General features: G+C 55.0%; 16 protein-coding genes and 3 pseudogenes. 13 read left to right on the top strand and 6 right to left on the bottom strand.

Features of this window, described 5'->3' with window-relative positions; genetic code table 11:
* Positions 1-800: pseudogene (btuF, locus tag BWI95_RS01535) on the bottom strand (vitamin B12 ABC transporter substrate-binding protein BtuF).
* Positions 793-1,491 carry a 5'-methylthioadenosine/S-adenosylhomocysteine nucleosidase gene (gene mtnN, locus BWI95_RS01530; protein ID WP_042711574.1) on the bottom strand — a complete coding sequence of 233 codons (699 nt, stop codon included), beginning with the start codon at positions 1,489-1,491 and terminating at the stop codon, positions 793-795. Before mtnN ends, btuF begins: the two are co-directional and overlap by 8 nt.
* A 106-nt stretch (positions 1,492-1,597) precedes the next feature.
* Here mtnN and dgt point away from each other — a divergent pair, with 106 nt between their 5' ends.
* The 4 genes and pseudogenes from dgt to cdaR all read left to right on the top strand — a co-directional run bounded on the left by dgt (position 1,598) and on the right by cdaR (position 6,002).
* On the top strand, positions 1,598-3,112 hold the full coding sequence (gene dgt / locus BWI95_RS01525) for a dGTPase (RefSeq protein WP_054802820.1): 1,515 nt from the start codon (positions 1,598-1,600) through the stop codon (positions 3,110-3,112).
* 135 nt (positions 3,113-3,247) lie between these two features.
* Positions 3,248-4,023 (top strand): annotated as a pseudogene (locus tag BWI95_RS23970) (trypsin-like peptidase domain-containing protein); the annotation flags it as partial.
* Positions 4,024-4,071: 48 nt separating this feature from the next.
* Positions 4,072-4,683 carry a PDZ domain-containing protein gene (locus BWI95_RS23965; RefSeq protein ID WP_415859152.1) on the top strand — a complete coding sequence of 204 codons (612 nt, stop codon included), beginning with the start codon at positions 4,072-4,074 and terminating at the stop codon, positions 4,681-4,683.
* A 162-nt stretch (positions 4,684-4,845) separates the two neighbouring features.
* Positions 4,846-6,002 (top strand): annotated as a pseudogene (gene cdaR, locus BWI95_RS01515) (DNA-binding transcriptional regulator CdaR).
* Positions 6,003-6,220: 218 nt separating this feature from the next.
* On the opposite strand, the gene BWI95_RS01510 reads toward cdaR, so the two are convergent.
* From BWI95_RS01510 to map, 4 genes are all read right to left on the bottom strand, one after another.
* On the bottom strand, positions 6,221-6,610 hold the full coding sequence (locus tag BWI95_RS01510) for a DUF3461 family protein (protein WP_023480393.1): 390 nt from the start codon (positions 6,608-6,610) through the stop codon (positions 6,221-6,223).
* Between the two features lie 121 nt (positions 6,611-6,731).
* Positions 6,732-7,556 (bottom strand): 2,3,4,5-tetrahydropyridine-2,6-dicarboxylate N-succinyltransferase, encoded by an 825-nt coding sequence (gene dapD / locus BWI95_RS01505; protein WP_023480482.1) that lies wholly within the window; start codon positions 7,554-7,556, stop codon positions 6,732-6,734.
* A 34-nt stretch (positions 7,557-7,590) separates the two neighbouring features.
* On the bottom strand, positions 7,591-10,266 hold the full coding sequence (gene glnD / locus BWI95_RS01500) for a bifunctional uridylyltransferase/uridylyl-removing protein GlnD (protein WP_054802822.1): 2,676 nt from the start codon (positions 10,264-10,266) through the stop codon (positions 7,591-7,593).
* Positions 10,267-10,419: 153 nt separating this feature from the next.
* Positions 10,420-11,211 carry a type I methionyl aminopeptidase gene (gene map, locus BWI95_RS01495; RefSeq protein WP_023480350.1) on the bottom strand — a complete coding sequence of 264 codons (792 nt, stop codon included), beginning with the start codon at positions 11,209-11,211 and terminating at the stop codon, positions 10,420-10,422.
* Positions 11,212-11,520: 309 nt separating this feature from the next.
* Here map and rpsB point away from each other — a divergent pair, with 309 nt between their 5' ends.
* The 9 genes from rpsB (at position 11,521) to bamA (ending at position 21,733) form a co-directional block, all read left to right on the top strand.
* A complete protein-coding gene (gene rpsB / locus BWI95_RS01490; protein ID WP_023480483.1) occupies positions 11,521-12,246 on the top strand; it encodes a 30S ribosomal protein S2 in 726 nt (241 codons plus the stop codon).
* A 140-nt stretch (positions 12,247-12,386) separates the two neighbouring features.
* On the top strand, positions 12,387-13,238 hold the full coding sequence (tsf, locus tag BWI95_RS01485) for a translation elongation factor Ts (RefSeq protein ID WP_023480457.1): 852 nt from the start codon (positions 12,387-12,389) through the stop codon (positions 13,236-13,238).
* A 145-nt stretch (positions 13,239-13,383) separates the two neighbouring features.
* Positions 13,384-14,109 (top strand): UMP kinase, encoded by a 726-nt coding sequence (gene pyrH, locus BWI95_RS01480; protein WP_076768872.1) that lies wholly within the window; start codon positions 13,384-13,386, stop codon positions 14,107-14,109.
* Positions 14,110-14,259: 150 nt separating this feature from the next.
* Entirely contained in the window at positions 14,260-14,817 is a 558-nt protein-coding gene (frr, locus tag BWI95_RS01475; RefSeq protein ID WP_023480286.1) for a ribosome recycling factor, read from the top strand.
* Between the two features lie 97 nt (positions 14,818-14,914).
* Positions 14,915-16,111: a 1-deoxy-D-xylulose-5-phosphate reductoisomerase gene (ispC, locus tag BWI95_RS01470; RefSeq protein ID WP_023480337.1), complete on the top strand. Its 1,197-nt coding sequence runs from the start codon at positions 14,915-14,917 to the stop codon at positions 16,109-16,111.
* Between the two features lie 186 nt (positions 16,112-16,297).
* Complete coding sequence (gene ispU, locus BWI95_RS01465) at positions 16,298-17,056, top strand: (2E,6E)-farnesyl-diphosphate-specific ditrans,polycis-undecaprenyl-diphosphate synthase (protein WP_023480217.1); 759 nt, start codon at positions 16,298-16,300, stop codon at positions 17,054-17,056.
* Positions 17,057-17,068: 12 nt separating this feature from the next.
* Positions 17,069-17,926 carry a phosphatidate cytidylyltransferase gene (gene cdsA, locus BWI95_RS01460; RefSeq protein WP_076768871.1) on the top strand — a complete coding sequence of 286 codons (858 nt, stop codon included), beginning with the start codon at positions 17,069-17,071 and terminating at the stop codon, positions 17,924-17,926.
* 11 nt (positions 17,927-17,937) lie between these two features.
* On the top strand, positions 17,938-19,287 hold the full coding sequence (rseP, locus tag BWI95_RS01455) for a sigma E protease regulator RseP (protein WP_054802823.1): 1,350 nt from the start codon (positions 17,938-17,940) through the stop codon (positions 19,285-19,287).
* 31 nt (positions 19,288-19,318) lie between these two features.
* Positions 19,319-21,733, top strand: coding sequence for an outer membrane protein assembly factor BamA (gene bamA / locus BWI95_RS01450; RefSeq protein WP_076768870.1), 2,415 nt, complete (start codon positions 19,319-19,321; stop codon positions 21,731-21,733).
* Positions 21,734-21,743: the final 10 nt, after the last annotated feature.

Genomic DNA, 21,743 nt, shown 5'->3' with positions numbered 1-21,743 from the left:
TTATTTCACCTGCGCAAGGGCAGAACAGAGTTGTTGAGCGGCGAGGATAATACGCGGGCTCGCCCGTTCAAACCAGTCATCATGCAGAGAAATAATCGGCACATTCAGCTGATCGCCCCAGAACGCTTTGACGCGCGTTTGCGCCTTCTCTTCACCTGCGAGAATAATTGCCTGCGGATGGCGCGCCAGCACCTGTTCACGGCTCACCTGTGGCCAGGGCACGCGGCTTTCGGCAAAGATATTCTCGCCGCCACATAGCTCCACCACCTGGTGTTGAATCGATCCTTTCCCGCTGGTAAAGAGCGGCTGCGTGCCGAACTGCATAAAGACGCGTTTTTTCGCCTGTGCTGCGTAGCGGGATTTTAACGTCTCATACGCGCTCATTAGCTGTTGCGCCGCCTGCTCAGCCTGCGCGGGCTGCGGGCTGTAAGGGGCGAGATGGCGCAGCGTCTGCGCGACCTCTTCAATGGAGACGGCATCGATCCACATCACGTGGATGCCAAACTTTTTCAGCTGATCGACCTGACGCTCCGGGTTGCCTCCGCGCCAGGCCAGCACCACGTCGGGCTTCAGGGCGAGGATGCGTTCGAGGTTTATCCCTTGCCAGCTGGCAACCTGCTCAATCTGCGCGGCGGCGGGGGATAGTCGGAGTAACTGCTGACGGCGACGGGCGTGATACCGGCGGCGAAAGCCAGTTCGGTATTAGCCGGAGAGAGCGAAATGACGCGCGGCGCAGCGAAGAGCCACGCCGGCAGAAATAGAAGCAGGGCGGCGAGCGCCCTGAAAAGGGGGTTACCCACGTGCCAGTTTCTGCACCAGGGTTTCAACCATCAGGCTGGACTGTTTTGCCGCCACCACCAGGAACTCATCAAAGCTCAGGTGAGACTGCTGGTCCGCCACGTCGGAGATGGCGCGAACCACCACAAACGGCACGCCAAAGTTGTGGCAAACGTGAGCGATAGCGGTCGCTTCCATCTCAACGGCAACTGCCTGCGGGAAGTTGTGGCGAATTTTTGCCAGGCCCACGGAACCGTTGATGAACGCATCGCCGCTGACAATCAGCCCGCGCACCGCGTTCAGGTTCAGCTCGCCGATGCAGGCTTCTGCCGCCAGCACCAGCTTCTCATCGGCTTTAAAGCCCGCCGGGCAGCCCGGCAGCTGACCATACTCATAGCCAAAGGCGGTGACGTCGGCATCGTGATAACGCGCTTCATCAGAAACCACGATATCGCCCACTTTCAGGGTTGGTGCCAGGCCGCCTGCGGAGCCGGTATTGATAATCACATCCGGCTTGCAGTGCTCCAGCAGCAGGGTGGCGCCCATCGCGGCGGCAACTTTGCCAATGCCGGACTTGAGCAGGGCCACATCTGTGCCATTCAGCGTACCGGTGTAAATTTCGCTTCCGCCAATATTCAGCGTCTGACGGTTTTCGATTTTGTCACGCAGCAGCGTAACTTCTTCTTCCATTGCACCAATGATGCCAATTTTCATGGAGATACTCGCTAATGTGATAAGGCAGGAATAGGTTTACAGGGCATAGTCTATCATGGCATACACAATTGCATGACACCCCGTGCGCCTGCGTAGAGGAGAGGAAATGGACGACATCGATTTTCGCAATAAGATCAACTGGCATCGCCGGTATCGCTCGCCGCAGGGCGTGAAAACCGAACATGAGATCCTGCGGATCTTCGAAAGCGATCGCGGACGTATTATCAACTCCGCCGCCATCCGGCGTTTGCAGCAGAAAACCCAGGTCTTTCCTCTTGAGCGTAACGCGGCGGTTCGCACACGTTTAACGCACTCTATGGAAGTTCAGCAGGTCGGGCGCTATATCGCCAAAGAGATTTTAAGCCGGCTTAAAGAGCAGCGCCTGCTGGAAAAGTATGGCCTGGATGAGTTAACCGGGCCGTTTGAGAGCATCGTCGAGATGGCCTGCCTGATGCACGATATCGGCAACCCGCCGTTCGGCCACTTTGGTGAAGCGGCGATTAATGACTGGTTCCGCCAGCGGCTGGCACCCGATGATGCCCTCAGCGAGCCGCTTGGTGACGATCGCTGTGAAGTGATGGCTCTGCGCCTGCGCGAAGGGGAGGGGACGCTCAACGCGCTGCGCAGTAAAGTGCGCCACGATTTAAGCCACTTCGAAGGGAACGCGCAGGGTATTCGCATGGTGCATACCCTGATGCGCATGAACCTGACCTGGGCGCAGGTCGGCTGTATTTTAAAATATACCCGCCCGGCGTGGTGGGTCGGGGACCCGCCCGCTTCCCACAGCTATTTAATGAAAAAGCCCGGCTACTATTTCTCGGAAGAGGCGTACGTTGAGCGGCTGCGTAAAGAGTTAAACCTCGATACCTATAGCCGCTTTCCATTGACCTGGATAATGGAAGCCGCGGATGACATCTCCTATTGCGTGGCCGATCTCGAAGATGCGGTTGAGAAACGGATATTTTCCGCCGAGCAGCTCTATCAGCATCTTTACGAGGCGTGGGGCGAGCATGAAAAAGGATCGCTGTTTGCTCAGGTTGTCGAAAATGCGTGGGACAAATCGCGCGCGAATTCGATGAGCCGCAGCGCCGAAGATCAATTCTTTATGTATTTGCGCGTCAACACGCTTAATAAGCTGGTGCCCTATGCTGCCCAGCGCTTTATTGACAACCTGCCACAAATCTTCAGCGGCGAATTCAACCACGCGTTGCTGGAAGATGACAGCAGCTTCAGCCAGCTGCTTGAATTATATAAAAACGTCGCCATTAAACAGGTATTCAGCCACCCCGATGTGGAGCAGCTGGAATTACAGGGCTACCGCGTTATCAGTGGGCTGCTGGAAATTTATCGACCTTTGTTGCAATTATCGCTGGCGGACTTTACCGAGCTGGTGGAAAAAGAGCGTCTGCGCCGTTTTCCTATTGAATCGCGCCTGTTCCAGAAACTGTCGACGCGCCACCGGTTAGCCTACGTCGAAGCGGTAAGCAAATTATCGCCTGACGACGAAGCCTATTCGGTGCTGGAGTATTATCACCGTTGTCGATTAATTCAGGACTATATTAGCGGAATGACGGATCTTTATTCATGGGATGAATATCGTCGTTTAATGGCGGTGGAATAACCCCGCTGAATTGTAAAGAGCGACAATATTTTTTTACTTTTTCCAGAGGTTTAAGGCCTGAACTTCACGCTATAAATCGACTCTGAGTGACACATACACAGCAGTTCGCGTTAATCAGAAAAGAGATTGAGAGAGATGAAAAAAACGACGTTAGCAATGAGTGCACTGGCTTTAAGTTTAAGTTTTGCGCTGTCTCCTCTGTCTGCGACGGCAGCAGAAACAGCCTCGTCAACCACCGCAACATCGCAGCAGATGCCAAGCCTCGCACCGATGCTGGAAAAGGTGATGCCGTCAGTCGTGAGCATTAACGTTGAAGGCAGCACCACGGTGAACACACCGCGCATGCCGCGCAACTTCCAGCAATTCTTCGGTGATAACTCACCCTTCTGCCAGGACGGTTCGCCGTTCCAGAGCTCCCCCTTCTGCCAGGGCGGCGGTGCACCGGATGGGCAGGGCGGCGGCCAGCAGCAGAAATTTATGGCGCTGGGCTCCGGCGTAATCATTGACGCAGCGAAAGGCTACGTCGTTACCAACAACCACGTGGTCGATAACGCCAGCACCATCAAAGTGCAGCTTAGCGACGGGCGCAAATTTGACGCCAAAGTGGTGGGCAAAGATCCGCGCTCCGATATCGCGCTGATCCAGATTCAGGATCCAAAAACCTCACCGCCATTAAGCTTGCCGACTCCGATGCGCTGCGCGTAGGCGACTACACGGTGGCGATTGGTAACCCGTTTGGTCTTGGCGAAACCGTCACCTCCGGGATTGTCTCGGCGCTCGGCCGAAGCGGCCTGAACGCGGAAAACTATGAAAACTTTATTCAGACCGATGCCGCCATTAACCGCGGTAACTCCGGCGGCGCGCTGGTTAACCTCAACGGCGAGCTGATTGGGATTAACACTGCCATTCTCGCACCGGACGGCGGCAACATCGGTATCGGCTTTGCTATCCCGAGCAACATGGTGAAAAACCTCACCAGCCAGATGGTGCAGTATGGTCAGGTGCGCCGCGGCGAATTGGGGATTATGGGCACCGAGCTGAATTCTGAGCTGGCGAAAGCGATGAAAGTCGACGCCCAGCGCGGGGCGTTTGTCAGCCAGGTGATGCCGAACTCCGCCGCCGCGAAAGCGGGCGTCAAAGCGGGCGACGTAATTACCACGCTCAACGGCAAACCGATCAGCAGCTTTGCGGCGCTGCGCGCAGAAGTCGGTTCAATGCCGATTGGCAGCAAAGTTACGCTGGGGATGCTGCGCGACGGCAAACCAGTCAACGTGACCCTTGAACTGCAGCAGAGCAGCCAGAACCAGGTTGAATCCAGCACCATCTTCAGCGGTATCGAAGGGGCGGAGATGAGCAACAAAGGCAAAGATGGCGGCGTGGTGGTGAATGCGGTGAAACCGAATAGCCCGGCGGCACAAATCGGCCTGAAAAAAGGTGATGTGATCCTCGGCGCGAACCAGCAGCCGGTGAAAAACATTGCTGAACTGCGCAAAATTCTCGACAGCAAACCGTCGGTGCTGGCGCTGAACATCCAGCGCGGCGACACCTCTATCTACCTGCTGATGCAGTAATCCTCTGTAAAACCCTCTTCTCTGTAATGGGGAAGAGGGGCTTCCCGCCCTTTTTGTGAACCCTTCCACAACTCCACACTTCTCGCTGTCGCTTTGTGCATCCGCACAATGCGCGGGTCAAATTTCTGCCATATGCTTGGCCTCTGCACCGGGGAGGGTTACATGGCTGGCTGGCATCTTGATACCAAAATGGCACAGGATATCGTGGCGCGTACCATGCGTATCATCGATACAAACATCAACGTGATGGATGCGCGCGGGCGGATTATTGGCAGCGGCGATCGTGAGCGCATTGGTGAATTGCACGAAGGCGCGCTGCTGGTGCTGTCGCAGGGGCGCGTGGTCGATATCGACGATGCGGTGGCGCGCCATCTGCACGGCGTGCGCCAGGGCATCAACCTGCCACTGCGCCTCGAAGGGGAGATTGTCGGCGTCATTGGCCTGACTGGCGAACCCGAAACATTGCGTAAATATGGCGAGCTGGTCTGTATGACGGCGGAGATGATGCTGGAGCAGTCCCGGCTGATGCATCTGCTGGCGCAGGATAGCCGTCTTCGCGAAGAGCTGGTGATGAACCTGATTCAGGCAGAAGAGCACACGCCAGCGCTGACCGAATGGGCGCAGCGTTTAGGTATCGATCTTAATCAGCCGCGCGTGGTGGCGGTGGTGGAGGTTGATAGCGGGCAGCTGGGCGTCGACAGCGCAATGGCGGAACTTCAGCAGCTGCAAAACGCCCTCACCACGCCGGAGCGCAATAATCTTATCGCCATCGTCTCCCTGACCGAAATGGTGGTGCTGAAACCGGCGCTGAACCCGTTTGGCCGCTGGGACGCAGAAGATCACCGCAAGCGCGTTGAACAGCTGATTACGCGGATGAAAGAGAATGGTCAGCTGCGTTTTCGCGTCGCGCTGGGCAACTTCTTTACCGGCCCGGCAGTATTGCGCGCTCCTACCGCACGGCGCGTACCACCATGATGGTGGGCAAACAGCGGATGCCGGAGAGCCGCAGCTACTTCTATCAGGATTTGATGCTGCCGGTGCTGCTCGACAGCCTGCGCGGCGGCTGGCAAGCCAATGAGCTGGCGCGCCCGTTAACACGGCTGAAAGCGATGGATAATAACGGTTTGCTGCGCCGCACGCTGACGGCGTGGTTTCGCCACAATGTGCAGCCGCTGGCGACGTCGAAGGCGCTGTTTATCCACCGCAATACGCTGGAGTATCGCCTGAATCGTATTTCGGAGCTGACCGGGCTGGATTTGGGGAATTTTGACGACAGGCTGTTGCTCTATGTGGCGTTGCAGCTGGATGAGCAGCATTGATGGCGGTGTTTGTGCCGGTTTGATATGGGTGAGCGCTTATCTGGCCTACGCGATCGTGCCGGTTTGATACAGGTGAGGCGCTTATTTAGCCTGGGCGCTGCTTTTTTGCCGGATGGCGCAGCGCTTATCCGGCCTACATGATCGTGCCGGTTTGGGATGGCTCAGTAACGGGGCAAAGGCGCCATCAGGCTTAACAGGCCAGATGGCGGTGATAAAATTTATTTCCCGCGCGTCAGCTTCTCAAGATCGGATTCGATTTCACTGATCTTGTTGGTCACAACGCTTTCGAGATGGCGCAGATCGTCAAGGATCTTACGCTTCAAATCCACTTCAGTGCGATCGCGCTGGCAGATCTGATCCAGTTCATCAATCACGTAACGCAGGTTAGGGCTGATCTCCTGCACCTCTTTATAACCCTGGCCTACGCCATCGGCGACCACGGTTTTGCGCTGACGCGGATATTTGAATTTGACGCTCTTGGCGAAGAACTCGCCCCGGTCTTTATGAAAATAGATTTTAAGAATGTCGTTATTCGCTTCCTGGCGGAGGCTATAGCGATCGATTTCATCGGGATTGGTAATGCCTAAACTTTTAAGATTGTCGTACATAGCGGACCCTTAAGCTCAACATAACCTATGAATAATTAACGAAAAAATCTATTTTCGCCACTGACGTATGCAAAAAAGGCGGGCTATATCACCCTCTCCCGCACGGGGAGAGGGAAAAGGCTTAGTCGATGGTGCGCAGCAGTTCGTTGATACCAACTTTGCCGCGGGTTTTCGCATCCACTTTTTTCACGATAACCGCACAGTAGAGGCTGTATTTACCATCTTTCGACGGCAGGTTGCCGGACACCACCACTGAGCCTGCCGGTACGCGGCCATAATGCACTTCGCCCGTTTCGCGGTCGTAAATACGGGTGCTTTGACCAATATAAACACCCATCGAGATAACCGAACCCTCTTCAACGATCACGCCTTCTACCACTTCGGAGCGCGCGCCGATGAAACAGTTATCTTCAATAATAGTCGGATTTGCCTGCAGTGGCTCCAGTACGCCGCCGATACCTACGCCGCCGGAGAGGTGAACGTTTTTACCGATCTGCGCGCAGGAGCCGACGGTTGCCCACGTGTCTACCATTGAGCCTTCATCAACGTAAGCGCCGATGTTGACATAGGAAGGCATCAATACCGTGTTACGAGCGATATACGCGCCCTGACGCACTGCCGCAGGCGGCACTACGCGGAAACCCTCTTTCTGGAAACGCGCTTCGTCGTAATCAGCGAACTTCATCGGCACTTTATCGAAGTAGCGGCTCTCCGCACCGTCGATAACCTGGTTATCGTTAATGCGGAAAGAGAGCAGAACCGCTTTTTTCAGCCACTGGTGGGTGACCCACTGGCCGTCGATTTTTTCTGCGACACGCAGCGCGCCGGAGTCAAGCAGGGCGATAACCTGGTTGACCGCTTCACGGGTCACGGTATCGACATTGGCCGGGGTAATTTCTGCGCGGCGCTCGAAAGCGGCTTCAATAACGTTCTGTAACTGCTGCATTGTTAAACTCTTTCCATCTTGTGTAAAAAAATAATCACCCTTTATCGTTTGGATTGAGGGCCTCTGTCAACCGTTGTTGTACCTCCTTTTGCAGCGCATTATTAAGGCCACGCCGGTCAGCGGTAGCGATTATGAATAAATCTTCTACTCGCTCGCCAATGGTTGTAATTCTTGCGCCGTGCAGCGAAATTCCAAGGTCGGCAAAAATCTGCCCGACCCGCGCCAGCAGCCCTGGCTGGTCAAGCGCAATCAACTCCAGGAACGATTTTCTGTCCGTATGGGTCGGCAGGAAATTCACTTCGGTATCGACGGTAAAGTGGCGCAGCTTGGCCGGTTGACGACGCGGCTGCGGCGGCTGCCAGGTATGCTGAGTGATCGCCTGCTTCAGCCCGAAACAGATCGCCTCGTGACGATCGGCTGAGAGCGGGCTGCCGTCCGGCTCCAGCACAATAAAGGTGTCCATCGCCATGCCGTCGCGGGTGGTAAAGACCTGCGCGTCATGGACGCTGAGATTGCGGCGATCCAGTTCGGCGCAGACGGCGGCAAAGAGATAGGGGCGATCCGGGCTCCAGATAAAGATCTCGGTTCCGCCGCGCGTCGCCTGCGGGCTCAATAGGATCAGCGGTTTGGTCAGATCGTGTTGCAGCAGATGGCGCGCGTGCCAGGCAAGCTGGTTTGGGCTGTGACGAACAAAGTAGTTGGCGCGACAGCGCGCCCAAATCTGGTGCAGCCGCTCCTCATTAATATTGTCCATGCGCAGCAACGCCAGCGCCTGCAACTGGTGGTGACGCACGCGCTCGCGCATATCCGGCGTGTTCTGCATCCCGCGGCGCAGCTGTTTTTCAGTGGCGAAATAGAGTTCACGCAACAGGCTCTGCTTCCAGCTGTTCCACAACGTTTCGTTGGTCGCGCAGATATCGGCAACCGTCAGGCAGACCAGGAAGCGCAGGCGGTTCTCCGTTTGCACCTCTTCGGCAAACTGCTTAATCACTTCCGGATCCTGAATATCACGGCGCTGCGCGGTGACCGACATCAGCAGATGGTGGCGCACCAGCCAGGCGACCAGCTGCGTTTCCCGCGAGTTCAGGCCGTGAAGCTCAGCGAACTTCAGCACATCCTGCGCCCCCAGCACCGAGTGGTCGCCGCCGCGCCCTTTGGCAATATCGTGAAACAGTGCCGCTATCAGAATCAGCTCCGGGTGCGTCAGGCGCGGCCAGAGTTCCACGCAGAGTGGGTGCTTGCTGCGAGTCTCCTCTTTGGCAAAACTTTCCAGCTTCAGCAAAACGCGAATGGTGTGCTCATCGACGGTATAGGCGTGAAAAAGGTCGAACTGCATCTGGCCGACAATATGCGACCACTGCGGCATATAGGCCCACAACACGCTGTGGCGATGCATCGGCAACAAACCCCGGCTCACCGCGCCCGGATGGCGCAGCATGCTGAGGAAGATTGTGCGCGCTTCCGGAATGTAGCAGAGCGGCTGGGTTAAATGGCGGCGCGCATGGCGCAAGTGACGCAGGGTGGTGGAGTAGATACCGGTAATGGCGCTGTTACGCACCATAATCGCGAACATGCGTAAAATCGCCTGCGGCTCGCGGATAAACAGCGTCTCATCGCGCAGATCGATAAGCGTGCCGCGCAGCTGAAACTCATCATCAATTGGGCGCGGCTTTTCATCAGGCGTCAGGGCCAGAATCGCTTCGTCGAAGAGTTGCAGCAGCATATGGTTAAGTTCCGACACGCGGCGCGTGACGCGGAAGAAATCCTTCATCATATGCTCAACGGGCTGATTGCCGTCGCCGACATAGTTGAGACGCTGCGCCACGCTGAGCTGGCGGTCGAATAGCAGGCGGTTATCGTAGCGCGTCACTTCCAGATGCAGGGCGAAGCGAATGCGCCACAGCAGATGCAGACACTCATTCAGCTCGTTGCGTTCCGCTTCGGTCAGAAAGCCGAAGCCGACCATCTCATTAAGCGAGGTAGCGCCAAAATGGCGGCGCGCGACCCACTGTAAGGTATGAATATCGCGCAGGCCGCCGGGGCTGCTTTTAATATCGGGCTCGAGATTATAGCTGGTGCCGTGATAGCGCTGATGGCGCTCGTTCTGCTCCACCACTTTCGCCGGGAAGAAGGTCTCCGACGGCCAGAAACTGTCGCTGAAGATATGTTTTTGCAGTTCCAGAAACAGCGCGACATCGCCGACCAGCAGACGTGATTCGATAAGGTTGGTGGCGACAGTGAGATCCGATAATCCCTCCTGCAGACACTCATCCAGCGTGCGCACGCTGTGACCCACCTCCAGCTTCACATCCCACAGCAGGGTCAGCAGCTCGCCGATCTTTTGCGCCTGCTCATCCGGTAGCTTATTGCGGCTAAGGATCAGCAGATCGATATCGGATAAGGGATGCAGCTCACCACGGCCGTAGCCGCCAACGGCCACCAGCGCGGTATCGCCCGCATCGCCAAAGCCATATTGCAGCCACAAGCGCTGCAAAAGCTGATCGATAAATTCGGTGCGCGCCTCAATCAGCTGCTCGGCCGAGATCCCGGCGTCAAACACCTGCCCCAGCCACTGCTGAAAAGCATCGATGCGCGCTTTGATGGTGGCGCAGTGCAGCTCCTCTGCGGGCCACACTCCGGGATGTTCAGGCTGGCCGGGAAGGGTGGGCTGAACGCTGCTGACAAATTGTTCGGAAGAGATATTGCTCATGATTAGCCACCCAGTTGGCGTGCGGATCCACTGCAAAACAAAGTAAAAGAGATGGATGGAAATGAAAAGTCGTTTATATGTATGACCCGGCCGGGAAGCGGGCAAAAAAAACGGCCCGCAAAGCGGACCGTTATAGCTGGCAGAGAGGCGCTATCAGGCGGCGGTCAGCACAGCCTCGATGGTGTCATCTTTACGCAGCGTGAGGATCTCACAGCCGGTTTCAGTGACAACAATCGTGTGCTCATACTGCGCAGAGAGGCTGCGATCTTTGGTTTTCACCGTCCAGCCATCTTTCATGGTACGAATGCGGTAATCACCGGCATTGACCATCGGCTCGATGGTAAAGGTCATACCCGCTTTCAGCACCACGCCGCCGTCATCAGCATCGTAATGCAGCACCTGCGGCTCTTCGTGGAAGCCGCGACCAATGCCGTGACCGCAATATTCGCGCACCACGGAGAAGCCTTCGCCTTCAACATATTTCTGGATAGCAGCACCGAGCGTGCGCAGGCGAATACCCGGTTTTACCATGCGCAGCGCCAGGTAGAGGCTATCCTGGGTGACGCGGCAGAGGCGCTCGCCAAGAATGGTCGGTTTACCGACGATAAACATCTTCGAGGTGTCGCCGTGATACTCATCTTTAATGACGGTGACGTCGATATTGACCACATCGCCATCTTTCAGCAGTTTTTCGTCATCCGGGATGCCGTGGCAAACCACTTCATTAATTGAGATACAGACCGATTTCGGGAAGCCGTGGTAGCCCAGGCAGGCCGAAACGGCGTGTTGCTCATTAACGATGTAATCGTTACAGATGCGGTCCAGTTCGCCGGTGCTGACGCCGGGTTTAATGTGCGGTTCGATCATTTCAAGCACTTCGGCGGCGAGACGGCCGGCAACGCGCATTTTTTCAATTTCTTCGGGTGTTTTAATAGAGATAGCCATGAGAAGTGTCCATCAGTGTCGATTTTTTCGACTATACCAGGAGTAGTGCTGTCAATGGTAACAGTCGGGCAAGCGTTGTGCCAAATTGAGAATCGTTAACAGCACGCTGCGGTAACAACTATTGGTGTCCTGCTCGCTTTTGTGATATAAAGCGCGCCGGACTTCCGTTCCTGTTTTGGAATGGGAGCCACAAATCTCACTTTGTGTAATAACACACACGTATCGGCACATATTCCGGGGTGCCCTTCGGGGTCGGTAATATGGGATACGTGGAGGCATAACCCCAACTTTTATATAGAGGTTTTAATCATGGCAACTGTTTCCATGCGCGACATGCTCAAGGCTGGTGTTCACTTTGGTCACCAGACCCGTTACTGGAACCCGAAAATGAAGCCTTTCATTTTCGGCGCGCGTAACAAAGTTCACATCATCAACCTTGAGAAGACTGTACCGATGTTCAACGAAGCCCTGGCTGAGCTGAACAAGATCTCTGCTCGTAAAGGCAAGATCCTGATCGTTGGTACTAAACGCGCTGCAAGCGAAGCGGTGAAAGAAGCAGCTCAGAATTGCGATCAGTTCTTCGTGAACCATCGCTGGCTGGGCGGCATGCTGACTAACTGGAAAACCGTTCGTCAGTCCATCAAACGTCTGAAAGACCTGGAAACTCAGTCTCAGGACGGCACCTTCGACAAGCTGACCAAGAAAGAAGCGCTGATGCGCACTCGTGAGCTGGACAAGCTGGAAAACAGCCTGGGCGGTATCAAAGACATGGGCGGCCTGCCGGACGCACTGTTTGTTATCGACGCTGACCACGAGCACATCGCAATCAAAGAAGCAAACAACCTGGGTATCCCGGTATTTGCTATCGTTGATACCAACTCCGATCCGGACGGCGTTGACTTCGTTATCCCGGGTAACGACGATGCAATCCGTGCTGTTAGCCTGTACCTGAATGCCGTTGCTGCTACCGTTCGTGAAGGCCGTTCTTCTGATCTGGCTACTCAGGCGGAAGAAAGCTTCGTAGAAGCTGAGTAATAAGGCACGCTCGCTGAGCCCCTTATTGAGCAGGTAGTACCGAGTTTGGTTAGGGGGCCTGTTTATGGCCCCCTTTTTCACTTTCAAGCCTGTTTGGTTCCTGGAACCGGGCAGGTCATATCTCTCCCGAGGATTAAAGAATGGCTGAAATTACCGCATCCCTGGTAAAAGAGCTGCGTGAACGTACTGGCGCAGGCATGATGGACTGTAAAAAAGCGCTGACCGAAGCAAGCGGCGACATCGAGCTGGCAATCGAGAACATGCGTAAGTCCGGTGCGATCAAAGCGGCGAAAAAAGCGGGCAACGTTGCTGCTGACGGCGTGATCATCACCAAAATCGACGGCACCTACGGCATCATTCTGGAAGTTAACTGCCAGACTGACTTCGTTGCTAAAGATGCTGGTTTCCAGGCATTTGCTAACAAAGTTCTGGACGCTGCTGTTGCTGGCAAAATCACCGACGTTGAAGTTCTGAAAACGCAGTTCGAAGAAGAGCGCGTTGCACTGGTTGCTAAAATCGGTGAGAACATCAACATCCGTCGCGTCTCTTCCCTGGAAGGCGAAGTTCTGGGCTCTTACCAGCACGGCGCGCGTATCGGTGTTCTGGTTGCGGCGAAAGGCGCTGATCAGGAGCTGGTTAAGCAGCTGGCTATGCACGTTGCTGCAAGCAAGCCGGAATTCGTTAAGCCGGAAGACGTGTCTGCTGAAGTGGTTGAGAAAGAGTACCAGGTTCAGCTGGACATCGCCATGCAGTCTGGCAAGCCGAAAGAGATCGCAGAGAAAATGGTTGAAGGCCGCATGAAGAAATTCACCGGCGAAGTTTCTCTGACCGGCCAGCCTTTCGTTATGGACCCGAGCAAAACCGTTGGCCAGCTGCTGAAAGAGCACAACGCTGACGTGACTGGCTTCATCCGCTTCGAAGTGGGCGAAGGCATCGAGAAAGTTGAGACTGACTTCGCAGCAGAAGTTGCTGCCATGTCCAAGCAGTCTTAATCAATAAAAGGAGCCGCCTGAGGGCGGCTTCTTTTTATGTCCTTCATCTGAAAAACAGCCAGCACACTAGTGTTAGCGCTGACAGGCGACGTATCATAGCGCCAGATTAAACCCGTCTAATTGTTCACAGTCTCAGGAAAGAAACATGGCTACCAATGCAAAACCCATCTACAAACGCATTCTGCTTAAGCTGAGTGGCGAGGCGCTTCAGGGCTCTGAAGGTTTCGGTATCGACGCAAGCATTCTTGACCGTATGGCACAGGAAATTAAAGAACTGGTTGAACTGGGTATTCAGGTTGGCGTAGTCATTGGCGGGGGTAACCTGTTCCGTGGTGCGGGCCTGGCGAAAGCGGGGATGAACCGCGTTGTGGGCGATCACATGGGTATGCTGGCAACAGTGATGAACGGCCTGGCAATGCGTGATGCTCTGCATCGTGCCTATGTGAACGCGCGCCTGATGTCCGCATTCCCGTTAAACGGCGTGTGTGACAACTACAGCTGGGCTGAAGCAATCAGCCTGCTGCGTAATAACCGCGTAGTGATTTTCAGCGCCGGTACCGGTAACCCATTCTTCACCACCGACTCCGCAGCCTGCCTGCGCGGTATCGAAATCGAAGCCGATGTGGTGCTGAAAGCGACCAAAGTGGACGGCGTCTATACGGCCGATCCGGTGCTGGATCCGACAGCAACCCTCTGCGAGCGCCTCTCCTATACTGAAGCGCTTGATAAAGAACTGAAAGTGATGGATCTGGCCGCCTTTACCCTCGCTCGCGACCATAAATTACCGATTCGCGTGTTCAATATGAACAAACCAGGCGCGCTGCGCCGCGTGGTAATGGGCGAAAAAGAGGGCACATTGATTACGGAATAATTCCCGTAAGCAATAAATAAAGGTAAGATTCCGCTTTAATTTATCCAGCAGAGCGTTCCGGCATCTTTACGATGCCATCATGGGAACAAGGCTATACTTAGCACAACCGCCGTATGGCCTGTCTGCGACAAGATTTCAAGGATCCGTAACGTGATTAGCGATATCAGAAAAGATGCTGAAGTACGCATGGAAAAATGCGTAGAATCCTTCAAAACCCAAATCAGCAAAGTCCGTACCGGCCGCGCTTCTCCGAGCCTGCTGGACGGCATCGTTGTTGAATATTACGGTACGCCGACGCCGCTGCGTCAGCTGGCCAGCGTAACGGTAGAAGACTCCCGTACTCTGAAAATCAACGTCTTCGATCGCTCGATGAGCCCGGCCGTTGAAAAAGCGATCCTCACCTCCGATCTGGGTCTGAACCCAAGCTCTGCGGGCAGCGATATTCGCGTTCCGCTGCCGGCACTGACCGAAGAGCGTCGTAAAGATCTGATCAAAGTGGTGCGCGGTGAAGCTGAACAGGCCCGTGTTGCCGTGCGCAACGTGCGCCGTGACGCTAACGACAAAGTTAAAGCGCTGCTGAAAGACAAAGAGATCAGCGAAGATGATGACCGTCGCTCTCAGGATGACGTGCAGAAGCTGACCGACGCTGCGATCAAGAAAGTTGACGCGGCGCTGGCGGACAAAGAAGCGGAACTGATGCAGTTCTGATTCGATACAAACCGACTAAAACGCCGTCCAGAGAGCCGTGCAAGCGGCTTGCTGACGGCGTTTTTGCTTTCCCCCCTTGCAACGTTGCGAGCGTTTCATGAAGCATTTAACTCTTCTGGGCTCAACGGGTTCCATAGGTTGCAGCACGCTTGCTGTGGTTCGTCATAATCCCGATCGTTTCACCGTCACCGCGCTGGTCGCGGGAAAAAATGTCGCGCGCATGGTGGAACAGTGCCTCGAGTTCTCTCCGCGTTATGCGGTGATGGATGACGCTGACAGCGCACAGCAGCTACAGCGCACCCTGAGCGAGCATGGCAGCCGCACTGAAGTGCTGAGCGGCCAGCAGGCCGCCTGTGAGATGGCGGCGCTTGATGAGGTCGATCAGGTGATGGCCGCTATCGTCGGCGCGGCTGGATTATTGCCAACGCTTGCCGCTATTCGTGCCGGTAAAAGCGTACTGCTTGCCAATAAAGAGTCGCTTGTTACCTGTGGCCGCCTGTTTATGGAGGCGGTGAAAGAGAGCAGGGCGCAGCTGCTGCCGGTCGACAGCGAGCATAATGCGATTTTTCAGAGTTTGCCGGAACCAATCCAGCATAACCTGGGGTACGCTGATCTCGAACAGAATGGCGTATCGTCTATTCTGCTTACCGGGTCTGGTGGCCCATTCCGGGAGACGCCGATGGCGGATCTGGCGCTGATGACGCCGGATCAGGCTTGTCGCCATCCGAACTGGTCGATGGGGCGTAAAATCTCCGTTGATTCCGCCACCATGATGAATAAAGGTCTGGAATACATTGAAGCACGCTGGTTATTTAATGCCGCTGCCCGCCAGATGGAAGTGCTGATTCACCCGCAATCGGTGATCCACTCCATGGTGCGTTATCAGGATGGCAGTGTGTTGGCGCAGTTGGGTGAACCGGATATGCGAACACCCATCGCACACACGATGGCCTGGCCGGAGCGTGTGTCGTCAGGTGTCAACGCTCTGGATTTCTGCAAGCTGAGCGCATTGACTTTTGCCGCCCCCGATTTCGATCGTTATCCCTGTCTGAAGCTGGCGATTGACGCCTCCAGCGAGGGTCAGGCGGCGACAACCGCGCTAAATGCAGCGAATGAAGTGGCCGTTTCGGCTTTCCTGGCATCCGCTATTCGTTTCACTGATATTGCCGCTCTCAATCTCTCTGTGCTGGAACAGATGGATTTACGTGAACCGCAGAGTATTGATGACGTTCTGGCCGTCGATGTACTGGCACGAGAGATTGCGCAAAAACAAGTGATGCGCTTCGCAAGCTAGTGATAATGCTGTCCGGAGTGACGGTGCTATTTGTTAGCGTAGGGCTTCAGTGATATAGTCTGCGCCACAAAATTGCCGCTTTTTATTATGGCGAATTGTGTAAGCCGTGGTTTGCGCGGCTTTTTTGTGTGAAGGCTTTTGTATTCCTGAGTACCGCTAAATCCTTTTCAGGGACTAAAACGCGTTATGTTGTCTGCTAACCAACCGATAAGCGAAAATTTGCCAACGCATGGCTGCCGCCATGTAGCGATAATTATGGATGGCAATGGTCGCTGGGCAAAAAGGCAGGGGAAACTCCGTGCCTTTGGACACAGAGCGGGAGCGAAATCCGTTCGCCGCGCAGTCTCTTTTGCCGCCAACAATGGTATCGACGCGCTGACGCTGTATGCTTTTAGTAGCGAAAACTGGAACCGTCCGGCGCAGGAAGTGAGCGCGCTGATGGAACTGTTTGTGTGGGCGCTGGATAGCGAAGTGAAAAGCCTGCACCGCCATAATGTTCGTTTACGCATTATTGGCGATACCAGCCGGTTTAATGCGCGTTTGCAGGAGCGAATCCGCAAAGCGGAAGCGTTAACCGCCCAGAACAGCGGGCTAACGTTAAATATCGCCGCCAACTACGGTGGGCGCTGGGATATCGTTCAGGGAGTTCGGCATTTAGCTGAGCAAGTGCAGGAAGGGCTGTTGCGCCCGGACGAAATAGATGAAGAGACGCTGAACAAGCAAGTCTGCATGCATGAGCTGGCTCCCGTTGATTTAGTGATTAGGACGGGCGGCGAACATCGCATAAGTAATTTTTTACTTTGGCAAATTGCCTATGCCGAACTTTACTTTACTGATGTTCTTTGGCCTGATTTTGATGAACAAGACTTTGAAGGTGCGCTGAATGCCTTTGCTAATCGAGAGCGTCGTTTCGGTGGTACCGAGCCTGGTGGCGACAAAGCCTGATGGGGGTTGCTTTTGCTGAAGTATCGCCTGATTTCTGCGTTTGTATTGATACCCATTGTTATCGCGGCGCTTTTTTTGCTGCCACCGGTGGGATTTGCGATTATCACTCTCGCCGTCTGCATGCTCGCCGCATGGGAATGGGGTCAGCTGAGCGGCTTAACCTCGCGCACGCAGCGCGTGTGGCTGGCGGTGCTCTGTGGGCTGCTGTTAGCGCTGATGCTGTTTACGCTGCCGGAGTATCATCACAACGTTCACCAGCCGCTGGTTGAAGGCTCGCTTTGGGCCTCTCTGGTGTGGTGGCTGGCGGCATTGGGGCTGGTGCTGGGTTATCCGGCCTCTGCGGCGCTGTGGCGCAACTCTAAAGCGCTGCGCCTGCTGTTTGGCGTTCTCACCATCATTCCCTTCTTCTGGGGCATGCTGGCGCTGCGGGTCTGGCACTATGAGGTCAACCCCTACAGCGGCGCAATCTGGTTGCTCTACGTCATGATCCTTGTCTGGGGCGCGGACTCGGGTGCTTATATGTTTGGCAAACTGTTTGGCAAACATAAGCTGGCACCGAAAGTGTCGCCCGGTAAAACCTGGCAAGGTTTCCTCGGCGGATTGCTGACCGCAGGGATCATCTCCTGGGGCTACGGCGCATGGGCGAACCTTGAAGTGGCGCACTCAACGCTGCTGATCTGCTCTGTGGTGGCCGCGCTTGCTTCGGTGCTGGGCGATTTAACCGAGAGCATGTTCAAGCGTGAAGCCGGCATTAAAGATAGTGGTCATCTTATTCCAGGCCACGGCGGTATACTGGATCGCATTGACAGCCTGACGGCGGCGGTTCCCGTATTTGCCTGTCTGTTACTGCTGGTTTTCAGGACGATTTGACGGAAGGTTTTATGCTGAGCATTCTCTGGAATCTGGCGGCGTTCATTATTGCGCTTGGTGTTTTGATCACGGTGCATGAATTTGGCCATTTCTGGGTTGCTCGCCGCTGCGGCGTCCGCGTCGAGCGCTTCTCCATTGGTTTTGGTAAAGCGCTCTGGCGCCGCTTCGATAAGCAGGGCACCGAATTTGTTATCGCCCTGATCCCGCTGGGCGGCTACGTCAAAATGCTCGATGAGCGCGTCGAGCCGGTCGCCCCGGAGATGCGCCACTTCGCGTTTAACAACAAAACCGTCGGCCAGCGCGCCGCGGTGATCGCGGCGGGTCCCATCGCCAACTTCATCTTCGCTATCTTCGCCTACTGGCTGGTGTTTATCATCGGCGTCCCTGGCGTTCGCCCGGTAATTGGTGAAATAACGCCCAACTCTATCGCTGCAAGCGCGCAAATTGCACCCGGCACGGAACTTAAAGCCATTGATGGTATCGAAACGCCTGATTGGGATGCAGTGCGCTTACAGCTGGTGTCAAAAATCGGTGACAGTCAGACGACCGTCAGCGTGGCACCTTTCGGCAGTAACAATCGACAGGATAAAGTGCTGGACCTGCGCCACTGGACCTTTGCGCCTGACAAGGACGATCCGGTGATGTCGCTGGGGATTCGGCCGCGCTCCGCGCAGCTGGAACCGGTGCTCGCTGAAGTCCAGAGCGGTTCCGCCGCCAGCAAAGCAGGTTTGCAAGCAGGCGACAGGATCGTTAAAGTCGAGGGTCAGCAGTTAACGCAGTGGACCACCTTTGTCACGCTGGTGCGGGACAACCCCGGTAAGGCGTTAGCGTTAGACGTGGACAGGCAGGGGACTCCCTTGTCTGTAACACTGGTACCGGATACGAAACCCGGTAACAAGGCAGAGGGTTTTGCGGGCGTCGTGCCCAAAATTATCCCGCTGCCGGATGAATATAAGACAGTACGCCAGTACGGGCCTTTCAGCGCCATCGCCGAAGCCACGGGTAAAACCTGGCAGTTGATGAAGCTGACGGTCAGTATGTTGGGGAAATTGATCACCGGTGATGTAAAACTGAACAACCTCAGTGGGCCGATCTCTATCGCCCAGGGGGCTGGGATGTCAGCAGAGTTCGGGTTGATTTACTACCTGATGTTCCTCGCTTTGATAAGCGTGAACTTAGGCATTATCAATCTGTTCCCGCTCCCCGTTTTAGACGGCGGACATCTGCTGTTTTTAGCGATTGAGAAGCTGAAAGGCGGACCGGTATCCGAGCGAGTTCAAGACTTTAGTTATCGCATTGGCTCTATTTTGCTGGTGTTGTTAATGGGGCTTGCACTTTTCAATGATTTCTCTCGCTTGTAAGAGAGTTTGTTAGGAAGAACGCATAATAACGATGGCGATGAAAAAGTTGCTCATAGCGTCGCTGCTGTTTAGCAGCGCCACCGTATACGGTGCTGAGGGGTTCGTAGTGAAGGATATTCATTTCGAAGGCCTACAGCGTGTCGCCGTTGGTGCGGCCCTCCTCAGTATGCCAGTACGTCCAGGCGATACGGTGAATGATGAAGACATCAGTAACACCATTCGCGCACTGTTTGCCACTGGCAACTTTGAGGATGTTCGTGTCCTGCGTGATGGCGATACCCTTCTCGTTCAGGTGAAAGAACGCCCGACAATCGCCAGCATCACCTTCTCCGGCAACAAGTCGGTAAAAGATGACATGCTGAAACAGAACCTCGAGGCTTCTGGCGTGCGTGTTGGCGAATCACTGGATCGCACCACCCTATCCGATATTGAAAAAGGGCTGGAAGATTTCTACTACAGCGTCGGTAAATACAGCGCCAGCGTAAAAGCTGTCGTCACGCCGCTGCCGCGTAACCGCGTCGATCTGAAGCTGGTCTTCCAGGAGGGCGTCTCCGCGCAGATCCAGCAGATCAACATCGTCGGTAACCACGCGTTTTCAACCGAACAGCTGATCTCTAACTTCCAGCTGCGCGATGAAGTGCCATGGTGGAACGTAGTCGGCGATCGTAAATACCAGAAACAGAAGCTGGCGGGCGATCTTGAAACCCTGCGCAGCTACTACCTGGATCGCGGTTATGCCCGTTTCAACATTGATTCGACGCAGGTTAGCCTGACGCCGGACAAAAAAGGCATCTACATTACCGTTAACGTCACCGAAGGCGATCAGTACAAGCTTTCTGGCGTGCAGGTTGCCGGCAATCTGGCGGGCCACTCAGCGGAAATAGAAGGCCTGACCAAAATTCAGCCGGGCGAGCTCTACAACGGCACCAAAGTGACCAAAATGGAAGACGATATTAAAAAGCTTCTGGGTCGCTATGGTTATGCCTATCCGCGCGTACAGTCTCAGCCTGAGATCAATGACGCCGATAAGACCGTTAAGCTGCATATCAACGTCGATGCGGGTAACCGTTTCTACGTGCGTAAGATCCGCTTTGAAGGCAATGACACCTCGAAAGATACCGTTCTGCGTCGCGAAATGCGCCAGATGGAAGGGGCATGGCTCGGCAGCGATCTGGTCGATCAGGGTAAAGAGCGTCTGAACCGTCTCGGCTACTTTGAAACCGTCGATAGCGAAACGCAGCGTGTTCCGGGCAGCCCGGATCAGGTTGATGTGGTTTACAAAGTCAAAGAGCGTAACACCGGTAGCTTCAACTTTGGTGTCGGTTACGGCACGGAAAGCGGCGTTAGCTTCCAGGTCGGCGTGCAGCAGGATAACTGGTTAGGTACCGGTTACTCTGTTGGCATCAGCGGCACCAAGAACGACTACCAGACCTACTCGGAACTCTCGGTCACCAACCCGTACTTCACGGTTGATGGCGTGAGCCTCGGCGGCCGTCTGTTCTACAACGACTTTAAAGCGGACGACGCGGATCTCTCATCCTACACCAACAAAAGTTATGGTCTGGATGGCACGCTCGGGTTCCCGATTAACGAATACAACACGCTGCGCACCGGCTTAGGCTACGTGCACAACAGCCTGTCGAAGATGCAGCCGCAGATCGCCATGTGGCGTTATCTCGACTCCGTGGGGCAGAATGCCAGCACCAGGGATGACAGCAACGGCTATTCAGCGGATGATTTCACCTTCAACTATGGCTGGACGTATAACAACCTTGACCGCGGTTACTTCCCGACGAAAGGTTCACGCGTCAACCTGAACGGTAAAGTGACGATTCCGGGCTCTGATAATGAGTTCTACAAAGTCACTGTCGATACCGCGTCCTACTTCCCGATTGACGAGGATCACAAATGGGTGATGCTGGGTCGTACACGTTGGGGCTATGGCGATGGTATCGGTAGCAAAGAAATGCCGTTCTATGAGAACTTCTATGCAGGTGGTTCCAGCACCGTGCGCGGCTTCCAGTCCAATAACATTGGTCCGAAAGCGGTCTACTACGGCGGCAGCGGTCTGGAAAACTGTAACACTACCACGTCGAAATTCTGTAAGTCTGACGATGCGGTGGGCGGTAACGCAATGGGTGTTGTCAGCGCTGAGCTGATCACGCCAACGCCGTTTATCAGCGAGAAGTATGCTAACTCTGTACGTACCTCCTTCTTCTGGGATGCGGGCAGCGTATGGGATACGAACTGGCAAAATACCGCGGAGATGAAAGCGCTGGGTATTCCGGATTATAGCGATCCGAGCAATATCCGCATGTCTGCCGGTATCGCACTACAATGGATGTCCCCATTGGGGCCGTTGGTCTTCTCCTACGCCCAGCCGTTTAAAAAGTACGATGGAGACAAAGCGGAGCAGTTCCAGTTTAACATCGGTAAAACCTGGTAACGCCGCACTG

It is taken from the genome of Kosakonia cowanii JCM 10956 = DSM 18146, assembly GCF_001975225.1.
In the GTDB taxonomy this organism is placed as follows: domain Bacteria; phylum Pseudomonadota; class Gammaproteobacteria; order Enterobacterales; family Enterobacteriaceae; genus Kosakonia; species Kosakonia cowanii.
The sequence above is the reverse complement of the archived record's forward strand: the minus strand, read 5'-3'. Positions and strand labels throughout refer to the sequence as shown.

What these genes read in the sequence shown, in the direction of transcription:
- mtnN (WP_042711574.1), bottom strand. Translation starts at nt 1,491, where the DNA reads ATGAAAATTGGCATCATTGGTGCAATGGAAGAAGAAGTTACGCTGCTG.
- rpsB (WP_023480483.1), top strand. Translation starts at nt 11,521, where the DNA reads ATGGCAACTGTTTCCATGCGCGACATGCTCAAGGCTGGTGTTCACTTT.
- bamA (WP_076768870.1), top strand. Translation starts at nt 19,319, where the DNA reads ATGGCGATGAAAAAGTTGCTCATAGCGTCGCTGCTGTTTAGCAGCGCC.
- BWI95_RS23965 (WP_415859152.1), top strand. Translation starts at nt 4,072, where the DNA reads ATGGTGAAAAACCTCACCAGCCAGATGGTGCAGTATGGTCAGGTGCGC.
- tsf (WP_023480457.1), top strand. Translation starts at nt 12,387, where the DNA reads ATGGCTGAAATTACCGCATCCCTGGTAAAAGAGCTGCGTGAACGTACT.
- BWI95_RS01510 (WP_023480393.1), bottom strand. Translation starts at nt 6,610, where the DNA reads ATGTACGACAATCTTAAAAGTTTAGGCATTACCAATCCCGATGAAATC.
- ispU (WP_023480217.1), top strand. Translation starts at nt 16,298, where the DNA reads ATGTTGTCTGCTAACCAACCGATAAGCGAAAATTTGCCAACGCATGGC.
- pyrH (WP_076768872.1), top strand. Translation starts at nt 13,384, where the DNA reads ATGGCTACCAATGCAAAACCCATCTACAAACGCATTCTGCTTAAGCTG.
- ispC (WP_023480337.1), top strand. Translation starts at nt 14,915, where the DNA reads ATGAAGCATTTAACTCTTCTGGGCTCAACGGGTTCCATAGGTTGCAGC.
- dapD (WP_023480482.1), bottom strand. Translation starts at nt 7,556, where the DNA reads ATGCAGCAGTTACAGAACGTTATTGAAGCCGCTTTCGAGCGCCGCGCA.
- rseP (WP_054802823.1), top strand. Translation starts at nt 17,938, where the DNA reads ATGCTGAGCATTCTCTGGAATCTGGCGGCGTTCATTATTGCGCTTGGT.
- map (WP_023480350.1), bottom strand. Translation starts at nt 11,211, where the DNA reads ATGGCTATCTCTATTAAAACACCCGAAGAAATTGAAAAAATGCGCGTT.
- glnD (WP_054802822.1), bottom strand. Translation starts at nt 10,266, where the DNA reads ATGAGCAATATCTCTTCCGAACAATTTGTCAGCAGCGTTCAGCCCACC.
- dgt (WP_054802820.1), top strand. Translation starts at nt 1,598, where the DNA reads ATGGACGACATCGATTTTCGCAATAAGATCAACTGGCATCGCCGGTAT.